Source organism: Pseudomonas sp. TE3895 (genome assembly GCF_056278855.1).
Map to the genome: position 1 here is coordinate 2,983,706 of NZ_JBWBQE010000001.1, position 18,244 is coordinate 3,001,949.

The 18,244-nt window shown below is 61.3% G+C and carries 15 protein-coding genes and 2 pseudogenes; 9 read left to right on the top strand and 8 right to left on the bottom strand.

Features of this window, described 5'->3' with window-relative positions; all coding sequences use genetic code 11:
* Positions 1-206 precede the first annotated feature (206 nt).
* Positions 207-1,568 (bottom strand): Na+/H+ antiporter NhaA, encoded by a 1,362-nt coding sequence (nhaA, locus tag ACZ889_RS13315; RefSeq protein ID WP_003251136.1) that lies wholly within the window; start codon positions 1,566-1,568, stop codon positions 207-209.
* Positions 1,569-1,677: 109 nt separating this feature from the next.
* Between nhaA and ACZ889_RS13320 the strand changes: the two genes are divergently transcribed.
* Together ACZ889_RS13320 and ACZ889_RS13325 are read left to right on the top strand one after the other, a co-directional pair.
* Positions 1,678-1,827, top strand: coding sequence for a hypothetical protein (locus ACZ889_RS13320; RefSeq protein ID WP_014756020.1), 150 nt, complete (start codon positions 1,678-1,680; stop codon positions 1,825-1,827).
* Positions 1,826-1,919 (top strand): annotated as a pseudogene (locus ACZ889_RS13325) (hypothetical protein); the annotation flags it as partial. The gene ACZ889_RS13320 and the pseudogene ACZ889_RS13325, both read left to right, overlap by 2 nt.
* Before the next feature lie 55 nt (positions 1,920-1,974).
* On the opposite strand, the pseudogene ACZ889_RS13330 reads toward ACZ889_RS13325, so the two are convergent.
* The 4 genes and pseudogenes from ACZ889_RS13330 to ACZ889_RS13345 form a co-directional block, all read right to left on the bottom strand.
* Positions 1,975-2,067 (bottom strand): annotated as a pseudogene (locus ACZ889_RS13330) (DUF1850 domain-containing protein); the annotation flags it as partial.
* Positions 2,068-2,115: 48 nt separating this feature from the next.
* Positions 2,116-3,570: a TrkH family potassium uptake protein gene (locus ACZ889_RS13335; protein ID WP_476257443.1), complete on the bottom strand. Its 1,455-nt coding sequence runs from the start codon at positions 3,568-3,570 to the stop codon at positions 2,116-2,118.
* Positions 3,571-3,837: 267 nt separating this feature from the next.
* Positions 3,838-4,479: a 3-oxoacid CoA-transferase subunit B gene (locus ACZ889_RS13340; RefSeq protein WP_003251131.1), complete on the bottom strand. Its 642-nt coding sequence runs from the start codon at positions 4,477-4,479 to the stop codon at positions 3,838-3,840.
* Between the two features lie 8 nt (positions 4,480-4,487).
* Entirely contained in the window at positions 4,488-5,183 is a 696-nt protein-coding gene (locus ACZ889_RS13345; RefSeq protein WP_003251128.1) for a 3-oxoacid CoA-transferase subunit A, read from the bottom strand.
* 1,905 nt (positions 5,184-7,088) lie between these two features.
* On the opposite strand from ACZ889_RS13345, the gene ACZ889_RS13350 reads away from it, so the two are divergent.
* Positions 7,089-7,739: a methyl-accepting chemotaxis protein gene (locus ACZ889_RS13350; protein WP_370626975.1), complete on the top strand. Its 651-nt coding sequence runs from the start codon at positions 7,089-7,091 to the stop codon at positions 7,737-7,739.
* 214 nt (positions 7,740-7,953) lie between these two features.
* On the opposite strand, the gene ACZ889_RS13355 is transcribed toward ACZ889_RS13350, so the two are convergent.
* From ACZ889_RS13355 to ACZ889_RS13365, 3 genes are all read right to left on the bottom strand, one after another.
* Positions 7,954-8,847 (bottom strand): SMP-30/gluconolactonase/LRE family protein, encoded by an 894-nt coding sequence (locus ACZ889_RS13355; RefSeq protein ID WP_180688384.1) that lies wholly within the window; start codon positions 8,845-8,847, stop codon positions 7,954-7,956.
* A 26-nt stretch (positions 8,848-8,873) separates the two neighbouring features.
* A complete protein-coding gene (locus tag ACZ889_RS13360; RefSeq protein WP_180688383.1) occupies positions 8,874-9,692 on the bottom strand; it encodes an NAD-dependent epimerase/dehydratase family protein in 819 nt (272 codons plus the stop codon).
* Positions 9,693-9,767: 75 nt separating this feature from the next.
* On the bottom strand, positions 9,768-10,493 hold the full coding sequence (locus ACZ889_RS13365; RefSeq protein WP_012051859.1) for an oligogalacturonate-specific porin KdgM family protein: 726 nt from the start codon (positions 10,491-10,493) through the stop codon (positions 9,768-9,770).
* 341 nt (positions 10,494-10,834) lie between these two features.
* Between ACZ889_RS13365 and ACZ889_RS13370 the strand changes: the two genes are divergently transcribed.
* The 6 genes from ACZ889_RS13370 (at position 10,835) to ACZ889_RS13395 (ending at position 18,237) form a co-directional block, all read left to right on the top strand.
* On the top strand, positions 10,835-11,989 hold the full coding sequence (locus ACZ889_RS13370; RefSeq protein WP_014590404.1) for a mandelate racemase family protein: 1,155 nt from the start codon (positions 10,835-10,837) through the stop codon (positions 11,987-11,989).
* A 69-nt stretch (positions 11,990-12,058) separates the two neighbouring features.
* Positions 12,059-13,669 carry an ABC transporter substrate-binding protein gene (locus ACZ889_RS13375; RefSeq protein ID WP_014590405.1) on the top strand — a complete coding sequence of 537 codons (1,611 nt, stop codon included), beginning with the start codon at positions 12,059-12,061 and terminating at the stop codon, positions 13,667-13,669.
* A gap of 68 nt (positions 13,670-13,737) precedes the next feature.
* Entirely contained in the window at positions 13,738-14,751 is a 1,014-nt protein-coding gene (locus tag ACZ889_RS13380; RefSeq protein WP_017148229.1) for an ABC transporter permease, read from the top strand.
* 48 nt (positions 14,752-14,799) lie between these two features.
* Positions 14,800-16,410, top strand: coding sequence for an ABC transporter substrate-binding protein (locus ACZ889_RS13385; protein WP_180688382.1), 1,611 nt, complete (start codon positions 14,800-14,802; stop codon positions 16,408-16,410).
* A gap of 61 nt (positions 16,411-16,471) precedes the next feature.
* Complete coding sequence (locus ACZ889_RS13390) at positions 16,472-17,386, top strand: ABC transporter permease (RefSeq protein ID WP_180688381.1); 915 nt, start codon at positions 16,472-16,474, stop codon at positions 17,384-17,386.
* An 11-nt stretch (positions 17,387-17,397) separates the two neighbouring features.
* Positions 17,398-18,237 carry an ABC transporter ATP-binding protein gene (locus tag ACZ889_RS13395; protein ID WP_012051865.1) on the top strand — a complete coding sequence of 280 codons (840 nt, stop codon included), beginning with the start codon at positions 17,398-17,400 and terminating at the stop codon, positions 18,235-18,237.
* Positions 18,238-18,244 lie beyond the last annotated feature (7 nt).

Genomic DNA, 18,244 nt, shown 5'->3' on the forward strand with positions numbered 1-18,244 from the left:
CAGCAAGTGTGTGCCTTTTTTCTCTGCCTCAGGGCATGGCCCTGGTAAGCCAACGTCACGCTCCAGTTTCTCAATTCCGAGCGAAGTTCGTCGATGAGCGCAGTTGAGTATTTCCAGGGCTAAAAGCCATTTGAAAATCGGAACAGCCGCGTCGGGAGTGGCGATCCGCTTGCCCAACTGCAAGGGATCGCCAGTCCGGAGTGTAGCTAGGTGGGCGAACCTGCTTTGGTAGCAGACGCTGCGCTACGCAGGCTCCACACCCCCCAGGTCAACCCCAGCACGGCCGCGATCAACGACGCGGATAGCACACCGAGTTTCGCTGCCCCGAGTGAGCCAGGGTCGACGAACGCGAGGTTGGCGATGAAGATCGACATGGTGAAACCGATGCCGGCCAGCAGCCCGACCAGGACAATGCTACGCCAGTTGACCTCGGCGGGAAGCACGCACCAGCCCAGGCGGACCATCAGCCAGCTGACGCTGACGATGCCCAACGGCTTTCCTGCTACCAGGGCGACAGCGACGGCGATCATGACCCACTGGGGGCCTTCAACGGACAGGTCGACACCCGAAAGGCTGACCCCGGCGTTGGCCAAGGCAAACACCGGCATGATGCCGAAGGCTACCCAGGGGTGCAGGGTGCCTTGCATGCGCACTACCGGCGGCAGCAGTTCGCGCTGGGCCAGGCGCAGTCGTTTCAACGGGTCCATGAGGTCGCTGGCATCTTGCTCAGGCGCCTTGGCGCGCCCCAGCAATTCGCCGGTGAAGCGGGTAATGGCATCCAGTGGGCGCTCACGCATCGGCATTGCGGTGACAGGTGTCATCAGGCCCAGCACGACGCCTGCGAGGGTCGGGTGGGCGCCGGTCAACAAGATGCCCAGCCAGACGATCGCACCGGGAAGGACGTAGGCGTAGGCTGAACCCACACCGATCTTTTGAAGCCCGATCACCATTAGCAGGCCGATCAGTGCAACGCCGAAACCGGTGTAATCAAGGCCGCCTGAGTAGAAGAACGCGATGATCAGGACTGCGATGATGTCATCGATGATTGCCAGGGCGAGGAGGAACACACGTACGTTGGACGGGATCGACTTGCCGAGCAGGGCCAATACGCCCACCGCAAAGGCGATATCCGTCGCCGTTGGCACGGCCCAGCCTTGCTGGTCTGCCGACGCGTGACCAAAACTCAGGTAGAGGAGTGCGGGTACCGCTACGCCGCCGACAGCGGCTGCCATGGGGAGTGTGGCTTGGCGCAGGCTGGACAGTGCACCCTCGTGGATTTCGCGGCGGATCTCCATGCCCACGACCAGGAAAAAGATGGTCATCAAGCCATCATTGATCCAGAAATGCAGAGACTGCGAATAGACATGCGAGCCTACGCCGAACGTCAACGGCGTATGCCAAAGGGCTTCATAACTGTCGGCAGCCGGGGAATTCGCCCAAATCAATGCAGCGACTGCGGCAATCAACAGAACGATGCCGCTGACCGCTTCAATGTGCAAAAAGCGTTCAAGGTTGGCGAAGGCACGCTCAGCCAGTTTCTGGGCGCGAGGTAATTCTACTTTATGCATAGGCACAGGTACTCCCGCATGGCGGCCCGACCTGCGCTGTTCTTTAACCTGCCCCACTGCACCGTGCAGCTGGCACCCGTCCGGTAGTCTACCGAATAACCACTCTCAGATGAACAACAAGCGCCAAACCATTCACTCCCATGGGGCGTCGGTCTGGGATTTTTCCCTGCGGACGTTACGGTTTATGGTGATTTCCGAGCACGCGGGGCTTGGCGAACGGCAATTTATCCAACTGATCACCGCCACCTGCACATTGTGAAGACAGTGCGCTCGCCTTGTTTGCTTTCCTGGAGCATTTTCCGTTCTTCAGCATCATTGTCGTTGGGCGCGGTACTTAGGGTGGTCGTGTTCTGTCTCAAGGTGCTGTGCACGCTGCGACTTTGGGGTTCGGTAATGCCTTCGCCCAGCGTTCGACACCGTGCTGCCACGCGAGGGTAAAATCGAGCAGTGGCAGGCTGGCCCAGGCTACACCGCCTAGCCCACCGCAAAGGCGGGGCATGCGGGGAGTCCAGAGGTCTTCTGGCTGATTGGTTGTATGACCTCAGGCCTAGAATCGCCAGAAGGCCGGCGAGACAAGTACCAGTACGGTGAGGATCTCGAGCCGTCCAAGCAGCATGCCAACCGTCAGCAACCATTTCGCTGCGTCCGGTAACGAGGCGAAATTACCTACAGGCCCGATAATCGTCCCCAGGCCTGGGCCGACGTTGCACACCGCGGTGGCCGCCCCGCTCAATGCCGTCATCCAGTCGAGCCCTATCAGAGAGAGGCCAAGGGCGATGACTGCGATGGTGACGGAGAAGAAGAAGGAGAACGTCAGCAGTGACCGTACGATCTCTTCATCGATGGGGTGCCCATTGTATTTCTTCGAGATCGTTGCCCGTGGATGGATCAACTGCTTCAGGCTGCTGACAAGCAAGGCAGCGGCCACCTGGAAACGGAATATTTTCAAACCGCCGGCGGTGGAGCCCGAGCACCCGCCGACGAACGTCAGGTAAAAGAACAGCATGATGGCGAAGCTGCCCCAGAGCGTGTAATCACCCAAGGCAACGCCTGTGGTGGTCACCACCGAGGTCACATTGACCGCAACGATACGAAACGCATCCCACCAAGCCAGGTCGCTGTGCAGGCAGAGCCAGGTTCCGACGGTGAGCCAGACGAAGACGAGAAAACCAATGAAACCGCGAACTTGATGGTCCGTGAGCAGGATGCGTCGATGGCCACGCAGCGTGGCGACATAGAGTGTGAAGGGCAGGCTGCCGAGTATCATGATGACCACAGCTACCCAATGCACCGCAGGCTGTGGCCAATGAGCCAGCGAGGCATCCGAGGTCGAGTAACCACCGGTTGAAATCAGCGACATCGAATGATTGATGGCTTCGAACGGGGTCATGCCGGCAGCCCACAACGCCCCTGTTCCCAATGCTGTCAGGGCCAGGTAGACCAGCAGTATCATCTTGGCAGCCACATGCGAGCGTGGCGTCACTTTGTCAGACCAATCCGAAGACTCGGTCTGGAACAGGCGCATGCCGCCCACGCGCAGCAGTGGCAGGATCGCCACGGCCATGCCGATAAATCCAATGCCTCCCAGCCAGTGCAGCAGGGAACGCCATATCAGTAGCCCCGGTGATGCACTGTCCAGGCCTGTCAGCACGGTCGAGCCGGTGGTGGTAATTCCCGACATGGTTTCGAAGAACGCGTCCGTGTAACTGATGTCGCGAATTAACACCATCGGCAGCGCCGCAAATGCACACACGATGACCCAGCTTGCCGTCGTGAGGAAATACATGTCCCTGGTCCGCAGTTGCGGTATGTCGGGGACGCCCCGGGCTACCATGACCAGGCCGACGCACAGAACGATCAGGCTCGACCAGACGAATGCGCCGAGGTCGTCGCTGCGGTCGTACCACAGCAACGTCAGCATCGGAATCACCATGCTGACGGCCAATGTGATCAGGAATACGCCAATAATGAAGGCAATGAAACGCAATGCAGGCAGCGGCATTGAGGGAGCTCGTTGGGACAGTGCCGGCAGTATTGCTTGCTTTACGGTAATGTCGAGTAAAAAAGGCGTAAAGTCCTGGCCGGCAATTTTTTACGCCGCTATCTGGCTCCCGCTCGATAGCTCATTGGGTTGACCTCTCCGAGAGTTCTATCGGCTCCGAAGCGGCTGTAAAGGCGGTCTCGAGCACCGCGTGCTCCCTGCTCGCGGCGCTTGTGCGGCACTATCGATAGTGCCGCAGAGGCATGGAAAGCCCTAAGTCTTCCTGGATCACTTGATCAGCGGCACGCCACTGAGTTTCTGCAGTTCGTCAAAGTCGATGTCCGCGCAGATTTCGACCACTTTCAGCCCTTCCGGTGTCACTTCCAGCACGGCCAGGTCGGTGTAGATGCGGCTGACGCAAGCGATACCGGTCAGCGGGTAGGTGCACTCGGGCACCAGCTTGCTTTCGCCGGTCTTGGTCAGGTGGTCCATCATCACGAACACCTGGCGGGCGCCGGTGGCCAGGTCCATTGCGCCGCCTACGGCCGGGATCGAACCTTCGGCACCCGTGTGCCAGTTGGCCAGGTCGCCCTTGACCGACACCTGGAAGGCACCCAGTACGGCGATGTCCAGGTGGCCGCCACGCATCATCGAGAACGAATCGGCATGGTGGAAGAAGGCACCACCGGTCAGCAGGGTGACGTGCTGCTTGCCGGCGTTGATCAGGTCATCGTCTTCCTCGCCCGGCGCTGGGCTTGGGCCCATGCCCAGCAGGCCGTTCTCGCTGTGCAGGAACACTTCCTTGTCGCCCAGGTAGTTGGCCACCAGGGTCGGTGCGCCGATGCCCAGGTTTACATACGCGCCTTCCTGGATGTCTGCGGCCACGCGTTGGGCCATCTCGGTGCGGGAGAGCTTTTTGGTGATGGTCATGGCAGGCCTCAGACAGCTTTGGCAATCGAAGAAGCGGCAGCACCGGTGACGGCGACCACGCGCTGGACGAAGATACCCGGGGTGATGATGTGTTCCGGGTCCAGTTCACCGAGTTCGACGACTTGGTCGACCTGGGCGATGGCGGTCTTGGCAGCCATTGCCATGATCGGGCCGAAGTTGCGGGCGGCCTTGCGGTAGGTCAGGTTGCCCCAACGGTCACCCTTGTGTGCCTTGATCAGTGCGAAGTCGGCGTGCAGCGGCATTTCCAGCACGTACATGCGGCCGTCGATCTCACGGGTTTCCTTGCCCTCGGCCAGCAGGGTGCCGTAGCCGGTTGGTGAGAAGAACGCACCAATGCCGGAGCCTGCGGCGCGGATACGCTCGGCCAGGTTGCCCTGCGGGACCACTTCCAGTTCGATCTTGCCGGCGCGGTACAGTTCGTCGAACACGTAGGAGTCGGACTGGCGCGGGAACGAGCAGATGACCTTGCGCACGCTGCCTGCCATGAGCAGGGCGGCCAGGCCGATCTCGCCGTTGCCGGCGTTGTTGCTGATGATGGTCAGGTCGCGGGCACCGGTGGCAATGAGGCCATCGATCAGCTCGGACGGCATACCAGCCGTGCCGAAGCCACCGACCATGATGGTCGAACCGTCGGTGATCCCTTCCACCGCGCTGGCGATGGACTCGTACGTTTTATTGATCAAGGCGAGCTCCTGGTTGTTCCTGGAGTTGTGGTTGTCGGGCTGGCCGGAGCGCGTGAAGCGATGGGGCCTGTCAGCACTTGAAATGGCTTGCTGACTTTCGCTATAGCGTGCCGCAAGATAGGGCAACAGTAGAGAGGGTTTGGCTGAATTTGTGCGATTATCGAACTGTTGTGCGATCTGCGAGCAGTTCTGGCGGCTATTTGCCTCATTTCAGTTGAATGCTTAAACCGCTCATTTTTGCCCGTGGCTGGTGCGTTCCGGGGTTGCCTGCCGGCATCTTGCACTGATGAAGTGCATCCACTCCGCTGGATCGCCGATTAATCACGCCTCCCGCCGTTGGCGTGCGACTTGCTATCAGATTGCCATTCGATGTCGCGTATGGTGAAGATAATGTCGCTTTCCAGTGGTTCGATGCAGTTATCGTCGAGTGAAAAGGGTTGGCTGCCGTGGTTTGGCAAAACCGGCAAATTCAGCATGGGTTGGGCGTGCCGCCTTAACCGGGCCAGTTACCCGCAGGTCGAGCAAACGTTCGAAGCCATCGCCCAGACCCGCGTGCAGTTGCTGCATGAGTGGGTGCGCGAGCAGTGGGAACACTTGGCCGACCTGGCCGAGCAGGTGACGCCCGGGCTCGCTCAAGTCGATAGCGCGATGTTGCGCAACACCCTGGCCCAGGCTGAGGACTTTTCCGAACTGTTTGTCGTCGATGCCCACGGCATCGTCATCGCTTCGACCTGGCCACAGCGTGGCACGCCACGCATCGAGCACTTGGCAGCCCTGGCGCAAGGGCTGAAAGCACCGTTTCTGCACGGGCCCTACAGCGACCCGCTGACCTTGCAGGTCGGCCCGTCTTCCTCGCGCTTCCACGATGAAGTCACGTTGATGTTCTACCAGCCCCTCATGCACGAGGGCAAAGTGCTAGGTTGTTTGTGTGGGCGGGTGCCCAACGATGTGCTGGGTGACCTGATCCAGCGCGAGGCAGGGCACATTTACCCCGAGTCGGGCGACAACTACCTGTTCATGGCGCAATCGCGCTTCGACCCTGGCATACAGCCCGGTACCGCGTTGTCCCGCTCGCGCTTCGAGGACGCCACCTTCACCCATGGCGAAAACCTCAAGAACGGTGTGCACACCCCCTGGACCACCGTGCAGGTCCAGCGTCATACCGAGCTGGAGCTTCGTTTCACCGACCCTTCCACGCGGGAACTGCACCCTGGCGTGAGGGAGACGATCAGGCGGGGTGCCAACCTGTTCGTGACCTACCCCGGCTATTCCGACTACCGTCATGTGCCAGTGGTGGGCAAGGGCGTGACCTTCCAGTTGCCGGGCTCACCCGACCGCTGGGGCATGATGTGCGAGGCGGACCTGGAGGAGGTCTACCGCCGGCGTTCGCTGAGCTACGGGTTGATGAAACCCTATGTGGCGATCATGGCGGGGCTGTTCGGCTGTAATTACCTGGTGCAGCACTATGCAGGCCTGCCGCAAGGACTGACTGACGCGATCGAGGCCCTGAGCATGCTGGGCGCCACCTTGTTGTTCGGCGTGCTCGGGCCCAAGCGCCTGGCCGCCAGGTTGAATGGCATGAGCAGTGTGCTGTGCACCATCGCCGAGGGTGAAGGCAACCTGCGCCAGCGCCTGGATACCAGTACCTTGGCCAATGATGAGAGCGGCGACATGGCGCGCTGGATCAACAGCTTCATCGACCGCCTGGACGCGGTGGTCGGGCAGGTGGTCAAGGCCAGTCGCACGGTTGGCAGCACCAACCAGATGATGCTCGGGCGCAGCCAGGAGGCCAGCGTAAGCTCCGCCGACGTGGCCGACGCCGTGCACCAGATGATGATCATCATGGAAGAGCAACTCGGCGAACTGCAGCAGGCCTCGGTCAGCGCCGAGCAGATGAAACAGGCCATGGACGAAGTGGTCAGCCGCGCACGCGCGCAGTACCAGGCGGTGCAGGCGGGCACCCAGTCGATACGCGATGTGGTGGCGCGCTCATCATCCAGCGTGCAACGGCTCGACAGCCGCATGGTCGAGATCGACAACATCACCGGGTTGATCAGCGAAATCACCAACCAGACCAACCTGCTGGCGCTCAATGCCGCTATCGAGGCGGCGCGGGCCGGGGAGCATGGTCGTGGCTTCGCGGTGGTGGCCGACGAGGTGCGCAGCCTGGCCGCACGCACCTCGCGTGCCGCCGACGACATTCGCCATATGGTCGAGAGCCTGCAGGGCGAAACCCGGCAGGCGGTAAGCTTCATGGAGCAGGGCGTGCAGGACGTCGACAACAGCCTGCGCCTGGCGGAGGACGCTTCTTCCGAAAATGTGCAACTGCACCAGGCGGTGGAGGGCATGTTCGCCATTATCCAGCAGCTCAACCGTCGCAGCGTGGAATACGGCAAGACTATCGAGCAGGTCAACCAGTCCTCCAGCGAGATGCGCCAGACCGCCCTGGTGCTGCAAAGCAGTGCGCAGAAGGTGAAGGTGGATGCTGGCAAGTTGCAGAAGCTGGTGGGGCAGTTCGAAGTCAGCGATGATGGCGAACGAGGCGTCGCTGCTTGAGTAACGCACCTGTCCGGTCATCGCCAGTTGATGATCGCCGTGGGGCTGGTGGCGGTGTTCATCCATCGCCATGCTCACCGGGCATACCCGCACGCCGATGCAGTTGTGCGTGGCGTTGCTGCTGATCAACGTTGGCTGGGTGCAAGCTCACGCCGCTGATCAGCATCTCGTCGATGGGCGCATTGTCCCTGAAACAGCCGCAGCCTGGCTTCATTCAGCCCTTGGCGATGGGCTCCGGCAAGCCTTTGACGCCAGGGGTCAATGCGAACACGCCACCGGCCAGGGGCTGGTCGCTCAGGTCGATGCCTTGCGGGCGAATCGACGTCACGAACAACGTTTCCAGTTGCGGGCCACCGAATGCGCACATGGTAGGTTTCTTCACCGGTAGCGGCAGGGCGCGGTCCAGCTTGCCGTCGGGAGTAAAGCGCAGTACCTGGCCGGCATCGATCGCACAGATCCAGTAGCAACCTTCGGCATCTACCGCAGCCCCATCCGGCCGGCCGGGGTGCTGGTTCATGTCGACGAAGACCCGGCGGTTGTGCGGGCTGCCGCTGTCGATGTCGTAGTCGAAAGCCCAGATCATCTGCACGCTCGGGTGTGAGTCGGAGACGTACATGGTTTTGCCGTCCGGGCTGAACGCCATGCCGTTGGGAACGGACAATGTGCCCAGCCGTGCCTGCAATGGCCCTGCCGTGCCATCTGCCATCGCGTCATACCGGTACAAGGCACCCACCGGCTCGGCGGCCATGCTGGTTTGCATCGTACCGGCCCAGAAGCGCCCCTGGCGGTCACAGCGCCCGTCATTGAAGCGCATGCCGGGCCTGGCGTGTTCGACACTGGCACGCTTGCCGGCCAGCAGACGGCCGTCTGCCTGGGGGATGAGGTGGAAGATCCCGCTCTCCTGGGCCCCCAGCCAATGGCCTCGGTGGCTGCGGGCAATGCAGCCTAGCATTTCGTCTGCGGTCCAGTGGTGGGTCTGGCCGTCCGGTTGCCAGCGGTGCAGGCGGCCTACCGGAATGTCCACCCAGTACAAGGCATTTTCCTGCGGGTGCCAGACCGGGCTCTCGCCCGTGACATTGCGTGCATCGATAATCAGTTCGGCTGTCATGGAAGCATTCTGCACTCTATCGGGGGTCAGTCGCCAAAAGGTCCGGCAGCGGTGAAGGCGCCACCTTGCAGATGAGCAGTCGGGTCATTCGCGGCGGGTTTCGGCTGCTGCTCCAGTGCCGGGCGGAAGCGTTCGGCACTGTCCTTCGGGTTGAAACCCAGGTGCGCGGCGAAGCGGTTGCTCCACCACAGGTCGCGGTTGGCGGAGACGCCATACACAACGGTGTGGCCAACGTTCTCGGCCAGCAATGCGCGCTCCACCAGGTGTGCCAGGTCGCCATAGCTCAGCCAGGTGGACAACATGCGCACATTGCGGGGTTCGGGGAAGGAGGAGCCGATACGCAGGCTGACGGTTTCGATGCCGTAGCGGTGGAAGTAGAACGTTGCCAGGTCTTCGCCGTAGGCCTTCGACAGCCCGTAATAGCAGTCCGGCCGGCGCGGCGAATGCGCATCCACTTGTTCGCCCTGGTGGTAAAAGCCGGTGACGTGGTTGGAACTGGCAAAGACCACACGTTTGATCCCGTGCTTGCGGGCAGCCTCGTAGATGTGGAAGGTGCCGATGATGTTCGCTTGCAGGATTTCTTCGAAAGCGCGTTCGGTAGAGATCCCACCCAGGTGCACGATAGCGTCTACACCGTTGGCCAGGGCCAGTACGCCGGCCTTGTCCGCCAGGTCGCAATGGATAACTTCTTCATGCTCGTCCTCGGCCGGTGTCATTGGGCTGATGTCCGATACGCGCACGATGTCGGCGTGTGCTTGCAGTGCTTCGCGAAGCACGTGTCCGAGCCCGCCGGCAGCACCGGTGAGCAGCAGGCGGTTGAAGGGTTTGCGGGTGGTCGTGGTCATTGTACTGGGGCCTTTTACTGAAATTGCATGAAGGTGCCGTGCAGGAACGACACCGGCATGGGCGGGCGATAGCCCTTACAGGAAGTTGTACTGGATACCCAGGCGCCAACGGGCCTGGCGATCGTCCGTGTAACTGTTGACCTTGATGTCGCCCACCTCCATGAACGGTGCCCACTGTTTGTTGAGCTTGTACTTGATGATCAGGTTCTGCTCGTAGTCGCGCTTCTTATTGTCGTAGCGGATGTAGTCGGTGGTGAAGTGGATGTACTGGTATTCGAATGCCCACGGGCCGCTGGGGGTATAGCCGAGCCAGCCTTCAAGGCGGGTGGTGTTCTGGTTGTCCTTGGCGCGGTCCGGCTTGCTGTGGTCAATCTGGTCGCGGTCGAGGTTGCGTGCGTCGTGGCGCACGCGGGTGGCGACGTACCAGGTGTCGCTGAGCTTGTAGTTGTACTTCAAGCCGAACTTGTAGGTGGTCGCATCCTTGGTGCTGTCCATCTGGAAGGCGGGGGTCCAGGTCGACCGGGGGCTCATCTTGTAGTTGTAGTCCACGGTGAACTCATGGCCGTTGTTGACCATGTTGTCGTAGGCGACGTCTTCGCGGTCGCCGGCAGTCTTGTATTTGATTTCTGCGGCAAACCCCAGGCCGCTGTCCTTGCGGTAACTCAGCTTTATCCGGTCGGAATGAATGCTGTCATCTTCGGTGAACGTGTGCCGGTAGTTGATGCTGGCGGAGTCTGCGCAGGCGTAGAACGACAGGCCGAGCGTACTGGCGGCGATGAGGCGGCGAAGTGTGATGTTCATGCGATCTCTTTTTTTGTTTTTGTTGAGGACGTGATGAGGCGGGTGAGCAAGGTGGTCGAGGTGGTCAGCGCTCCGTGATTTTTAAAATAAGTTATCGTACGACCGTGGAGCTGTCTATGAATTATTGAAATGTTGTCTGATCACTTTTCTTGATGGCTCTATTTCGCTTGTTTCAATGGTGTATTTACTTTTCAGCTGGGGTCTCATGATTGCTCCAGGCATCATGAATCGGAGGTTTTATCGGATTTTAACTGGCGCTTTTCAAATGTTGTATGATGACGTAGGATGGCCCCAGAGCGTGACTCACTCGCCACAAATCCAATAAGAAGGCTCAGACGTCCATGATCATTACTGCTGTAACCGTCCAGGTATTTTCCTACCCCACCCGCCGCGCCGTAGACAGCGCCGGCCATGCCCACCCAGGTGATGTGACCCAGGCCAGGATGGCCCTGCTGCGCATCAGGACCGAGTGCGGCAGCGAAGGCTATGCGCTGGGCGCACCCGAGCTCATTCGCCCTTATGTGCTGGATAATTTCGTGCGCAAGGTGCTGGTTGGCGCCAATGCCTTTGACCGCGAAAAAATCTGGCACGACCTGGCGCACTGGCAGCGCGGTAGCGCCAGCCAGCTGACCGACCGTGCCCTGGCGCTGGTCGAGCAGGCGCTATGGGATTGGGCCGGTCGCAAGCTGAACCTGCCGGTGCATAAGCTGATCGGCGGCTACCGCGACAAGGTGCCGGCCTATGGCTCGACCATGTGCGGCGATGAGCTGCCCGGCGGTCTGTCCACTCCGGAAGAGTACGGTCGCTTCGCCGAAACCCTGGTCAAGCGTGGCTACAAGGCGATCAAGCTGCACACCTGGATGCCGCCGGTGTCGTTCGCGCCCAGCGTGAGCATGGACATCAAGGCATGCGCCGCCGTGCGCGAAGCCGTGGGGCCGGACATTGCGCTGATGATCGATGGCTATCACTGGTACAGCCGCACCGAGGCCCTCACTATCGGCCGTGCCCTGGAGAAGCTCGACTTTGCCTGGTTCGAAGAGCCAATGATGGAAGACTCCGCCGAGTCCTACGCCTGGCTTTCCGGGCAGCTGGATATCCCGGTGCTAGGCCCGGAAAGCCTCGGCGGCAAGCACCTGAGCCGGGCGAGCTGGGTCAAGAACGATGTGTGCGACATCCTGCGTGCGGGGGTTGCCGGTGTGGGTGGCATTGCACCGTGTCTGAAGGTTGCGCACATGGCCGAATCGTTCGGCATGGATTGCGAGATCCATGGCAACGGCGCCGCCAACCTGGCGGTCGTGGGGGCAATCAAGAACTGCACCTGGTACGAGCGCGGTCTGCTGCACCCATTCCTTGACTACGACGAGGTACCTGCCTATCTCAAGCGCCTGGTCGACCCGATGGACGAAGACGGCTATGTGCACCTGTCGAACTTGCCTGGCCTTGGGGAAGACATCGACTTCGACTACGTCGAAACCAATACGCTGCAAAGCTTCTGATTCGTGCATGGCGGCACGCGTCGCTGCGTGCCGCCCGAGCGTCCAATAACTATAAGAAGGCGATCTCACATGAGCGTTATCCCCACACTCTGGGCGGGGGTCTTTGCTGCGTCTCTGGCGCTGACCTCGGTACCTGCTGCTTTAGCGAAAACCCCGGCGGATCAGTTGATCGTCGGTATGAGCATGATCAACCTGCTGTCCCTCGACCCGGCGGCGGCCACCGGGCTGGATGTGTCCGAGGTCAATGCCAACCTCTACGACATGCTGCTGGTGCAGGACGTGCGTCAGCCGGACCGGCTGCTGCCAGCGCTGGCAGAAAGCTGGCAGGTCAGCGATGACCGCAAGACCCTCACGTTCAACCTGCGCAAGGGCGTAACGTTCCAGTCCGGTAACCCGCTAAGTGCCGAGGATGTCGCCTGGTCGCTTCAGCGCGTACTCAAACTTAACCTGGCCTTGGCGTCGACCTGGAAGGCCTACGGGTTTTCTGCGGGCAATGTCGACCAGCACATGCGCGCTGTTGATGACTCAACCTTCGTCATCGAGCTACCGCGGCCGACTGACCCGTTGCTGGTGCTGAATACCCTGGCAACTTCGCCCAGCGCATTCATCCTCGACCGCAAGGTGGTGCAGCAGCACCAGAAGGGCGATGACATGGGCAGTGCCTGGCTGGCCACCCACGCGGCTGGTAGCGGGCCGTTCGTGCTCAAGGAGTGGCGCGCCAACGATGTCATCCTGATGAACCGTTTTGACGGGTACTGGGGTGGCCCAGCCAAGCTCAAACGCATCGTCATGCGCAACATGACCGAGTCGCAGTCACTGCGGTTGATGGTGGAGCGGGGCGACCTGGACCTGGCCAAGGGCATGTCCGCGCCAGACATCGAGGCGCTGGAGAAGTCTGACAACGTTCGTACCCAGACCGTGCAGCGCGGAACGTTGTACTACGTTGCCCTGAGCGTGAAGAGCAAACCCTACGACGATGTGCGCGTACGCCGGGCGGTTCGTTCGCTGATCGACTATCAAGGCATCAACCAGACCGTGATGCCGCACTATGGCCAGCTCAATCAGCGCCCGCTACCGCTTGGCCTGCCAGCAAGGCTGGATGATCCGGGCTATGCCCTGAACGTGGCCGAAGCGAAAAAACTGCTGGCCGAAGCGGGCTACCCCGAGGGCTTCAAGACCACCATCCGCGTGCTCACCGAGCCACCTTTCATCAACATTGCGTCCAGCCTGCAGTCGACCTTGGCCCAGGCCGGTATCAAGGCCACCATCGTCACCGGTACCGGCAACCAGATCTACGGTGCCATGCGTGAGCGCAGCTTCGACATCCTGGTCGGGCGCGGCGGCGGTGGTGCTGAACGGCATCCGCATTCAAGCCTGCGCACCCTGGTGTACAACCCGGACAACCGCGACGAAGCCAAGCTGAGCAACTTCCAGGGCTGGCGTACCTCGTTCTACAGCCCCGAGCTGAACAACCTGATCGAGCAGGCGGAAGTCGAACCCGACAAGGCGCAGCAACTGGCCCAGTACCAGCAAATCCAGAAAACCCTGGACGAGCAGGTGGGGGCCATCCTGCCTGTGTCGCAGATGACCGACACCGTGGTGCTCTACCACGATGTGCAGGACTACCAAGGCCATACCGCGGCCACCACCCGTTACAAAGACGTCTACAAGTCGCGCTGAGGTCAAGCCTGCGTGATTGGTGATTGCTTTTTCAGGAGCCTGTTATGTTTGCTTCGACTGCCTCTGTAATGGGTGCCCGTGTATCGGGTACTGCCCGCCGGGCCAGCACGGTGCTGGTGACCTTGCTTGGCCTGCTGGCGCTGACGTTCTTCATCGGCCGGGTCATGCCGCTGGACCCCGTGCTGGCGGTAGTTGGCCCGGATGCCGACAGCTCCACCTACGACCAGGTATACCGGGCGATGGGCCTGGACAAACCGATCTGGGCCCAGTTCGGGCTGTACTTGAACGACTTGCTGCACGGTGATTTCGGCAATGCACTGCTCACCGGCCACCCGGTACTCGATGACATCAAGCGGGTGTTCCCGGCCACCATCGAGCTGGCAACGCTGGCCATTCTGTTTGGCGTGCTGATCGGTCTGCCACTGGGCGTGGTGGCTGCCAGCAATCAGGGGCGGGTCGGCGACCATGTCGCACGGGTCATTACCTTGTTCGGCTATTCCACGCCTATTTTCTGGGTCGGCATGATGGGCCTGCTGGTGTTCTACGCCTGGCTGGGTTGGGCGGGTGGCGCAGGGCGCATCGACCTGGCCTATGACGGCATGGTCGATGAGGTTACCGGCCTGCTGCTGATCGACACGGCGCTGGCGCGTGACTGGGAGGCCTTCACCAGCGCGTTGCGCCATATCGTTCTGCCGGCGTTGATCCTGGGCCTGAACTCGGTGGCCTACATCAGCCGCATGACCCGTAGCTTCATGCTCGAGCAACTGTCGCAGGAATACATCATCACCGCCAGGGTCAAGGGGCTGTCGCGGCGCCAGGTGGTCTGGAACCACGCGTTCCGCAATATCCTCGTGCAGTTGCTCACGGTGGTCGCCCTGGCCTATGGCTCGTTGCTGGAGGGGGCGGTGCTGATCGAAACCGTGTTTGCCTGGCCTGGCTTCGGCCAATACCTCACCAGCAGCCTGATGCTCGGTGACATGAATGCGGTGATGGGCTGCGTGTTGATCATCGGCCTGATTTTCGTTGCGCTCAACCTGATAAGCGACGCCCTGTACAAGGTGTTCGACCCAAGGACCCGCTAATTCCCGCTCAGCGTGAACACATTGAATAACTATAAAAAAGGATGCGCCATGAAGACTGTATTCCCGCCGCTGCGTATGGCTTTGCTGGGCGCAGCGCTGCTGCTCGGCCCGCTCGCTGTGGTGCAGGCGAAAACCCCTGGCGACCAGTTGATCGTCGGCATGAGCATGGTCAACCTGTTCTCCATCGACCCGGCCAACGCGCCCGGCCTGGATGCCTCTGGCATCAATGCCAACCTTTACGACACGCTCATCAAGCGCGACCAGGGCAACCCGGACAAGCACCTGCCACAACTGGCTGAACGCTGGGACGTCAGCGAAGACGGCAAGCAGATCACCTTCCACCTGCGCGGTGATGTCCTGTTCCATTCCGGCAACCCGCTCACTGCCGAGGATGTGGCCTGGTCACTGTACCGGGTGATGAAGCTCAACTATGGCCTGGCTACCACCTGGAAGGCCTACGGCTACAGTGTCGAAAACATTCAAAAGCTGATCCGTGCGACCGATAGCCATACCTTGGTGATCGACCTGCCGCAGCCGACCGACCCGTTGCTGGTGATCGACTCGCTGGCTGTGTCCCCCAGCGCTGTCGTGGTCGACCGCCAGCAAGTGCTCAAGCATGAGAAGAACGGTGACCTGGGCGCGGCCTGGCTGGTCACCCATGAGGCAGGCAGCGGGCCGTTCACCCTGACCAAGTGGAGCGCCAACGATGCGCTGGTGATGACCCGTTTCGACGGGTACTGGGCAGGCCCGGCGAAGATGAAGCGAGTGCTGGTCCGCCACATGACCGAGTCGCAGTCACTGCGCCTGATGCTCGAACGCGGTGACCTGGACCTGGCCTACGGTATGGCTGCGCCGGATATCAAGGCCATCGAGAGTTCCGACACACTCCAGGTGCAAGCGTTGCAGCGCGGCACCCTGTACTACGTGGCGATGAGCATGAAGCAGCCGGAGTTTGCCAACCGCAAAGTCCGCGAAGCGGTGCGTAACCTGATCGACTACCAGGGCCTGGACCAGCAGGTGATGCCGCATTACGGCAAGCTCAACCAGCAGCCGATGCAGCTTGGGCTCGAGGCCCGGTTGCCCGACCCGGGCTACAAGCTGGATGTCGCCAAAGCCAAGGCACTGCTGGCAGAGGCGGGCTACCCACAAGGTTTCAATACAACCATTCGCACGCTGTCCGAACCTCCCTTCATTGATATCGCTGCACGTATGCAGTCGACCCTGGCTGAAGGTGGTATCAAGGCCACTATCGTCACCGGTACCGGCAACCAGGTGTATGGCGCCATGCGCGCGCGCAACTTTGAGATGATCGTGGCGCGGGGCGCCGAGCGTTATCCGCACCCGTATTTCAGCCTGCGCACCTTCGTCTACAACCCCGACAACAGTGACAGTGCTGGCCTGCCCAACTTCCAGGGCTGGCGAGCGTCGTTCTTCAGCCCCCCGCTGAATGACCTGATCGACCGGGTGGGGGTCGAGCGCGATGCGGCCAAACGCCTGGCCATGTACCAGCAGGCGCAGAAACTGTACGACGACGAGGTGGGGCCGATCATGATGATTTCGCAGATGACCGACACCGCCGTAAGCGCAGCCGACGTCAAGGGTTTCACTGGCGACGACGCCGAAGCCACCCGCTACCTGGGCGTCTACAAGCAACGTTGAGTACCGTCCGGGGGCTCACGGGTACCCCGAGCGGCCATGACTCCACATCGAGAACTTGCCGATGATTGCCAACATATCTTCTACCGAATCTACCGCCAAGCGGCAGGCCGATGCCCCGGCGTCCAGCCTTGAGGCCCTTGGCAAAAGCAGCCTGCGGGTGTTGCGCCTGCTGGTCCGCAACCCTATGACCCTGGCGGGCTTGCTGGTGGCCTTGCTGCTGGTCGTGGTAGCGGCGTTCGCGCCGTGGATCGCCACCCACGACCCGGTCATCCAGAACCTCGCCAACGCCTTGCAGGCACCCAGTGCCGCGCACTGGTTCGGTACCGACGAATACGGCCGGGATATCTTTAGCCGGCTGGTCTATGGCGCGCGTATCACCCTCTACATCATCGCCCTGGTGACGGTCATCGTCGGCCCGATCGGCCTGTTCATCGGCACGGTATCGGGCTACTTCGGCGGCGTTGTCGATACCGTGTTCATGCGCGTCACCGACATTTTCATTTCGTTCCCCAGCCTGGTGCTGGCGCTGGCCTTCATCGCCGCATTGGGCCCTGGCCTTGAGCATGCGGTGGTGGCTATTGCGTTAACCTCCTGGCCACCGATCGCACGGCTGGCCCGGGCCGAAACCCTGTCGCTGCGCAAGGCCGACTTCGTGGTGGCGGTCGAACTGCAGGGCGCGTCTTCGACACGCATCATCCTGCGCCATATCGTGCCGATGTGCCTGTCGTCGGTGATCATCCGCCTGACCATGAACATGGCCGGCATCATCCTTACCGCGGCGGCGCTGGGCTTCCTCGGGCTAGGGGCGCAGGCGCCTTTGCCGGAGTGGGGGGCGATGATCTCCACGGGGAGGCGCTACATGCTCGAATGCTGGTGGCTGGTAGCCGTACCCGGTGCGGCAATCATGCTGGTGAGCCTGGCGTTCAACCTGCTGGGCGATGGCCTGCGGGACATTCTCGACCCGCGTAGCGAGTAACCGGAGGCTTTATGTCAGCAGTCAAACTCAATGTCGAATCGCTCAATGTGCGCTTCGTCAACGGCAAGAAAGTGATGCACGCGGTGCGTGATGTGTCCTTCACCCTGGGCCGGGAAAAGCTCGCCATCGTGGGTGAGTCCGGTTCGGGCAAGTCCACCGTGGGCCGCAGCTTGCTCAAGCTGCACCCCGGCAGCGCGCAGATCACCGCAAAGGCCCTGCAGTTCGGCGATGTCGACCTGCTCAGTGCCAGCGAAAAGACCATGCAGAAAATTCGCGGCCAGCGCATCTCGATGATCATGCAAGACCCCAAGTATTCGCTCAACCCGGTGGTGCGGGTGGGTGACCAGATTGCCGAGGCATACCTGGCGCACCACAAGGCCAGCCGCAACGACGCCCGTGAGCGGGTGCTGCAGATGCTCGACAAGGTGCATATCCGCGACCCGAAGCGCGTCTACGATCTTTATCCGCATGAGGTGAGCGGCGGCATGGGCCAGCGCATCATGATCGCGATGATGGTCATCACCAGCCCGGAAGTGATCATCGCTGACGAGCCGACCTCGGCGCTGGATGTTTCGGTGCGCCAGCAGGTGCTCAACGTGCTCGAAGAGCTGGTGGTGGAGCAGCAGATGGGGCTGATCTTCGTTAGCCACGACCTGAACCTGGTGCGCAATTACTGTGACCGGGTGCTGGTGATGTATGCCGGGCGCGTGGTGGAGTCGCTGGCTGCCAGTGACCTGCACCGTGCCGAACATCCCTACACCCGAGGCCTGCTGGCCGCTTTGCCAAGCATGGACAACCGTCGCCCGCGTTTGCCCGTGTTGCAACGCGACCCACTGTGGCTCTCCTGCTGAGGTAACT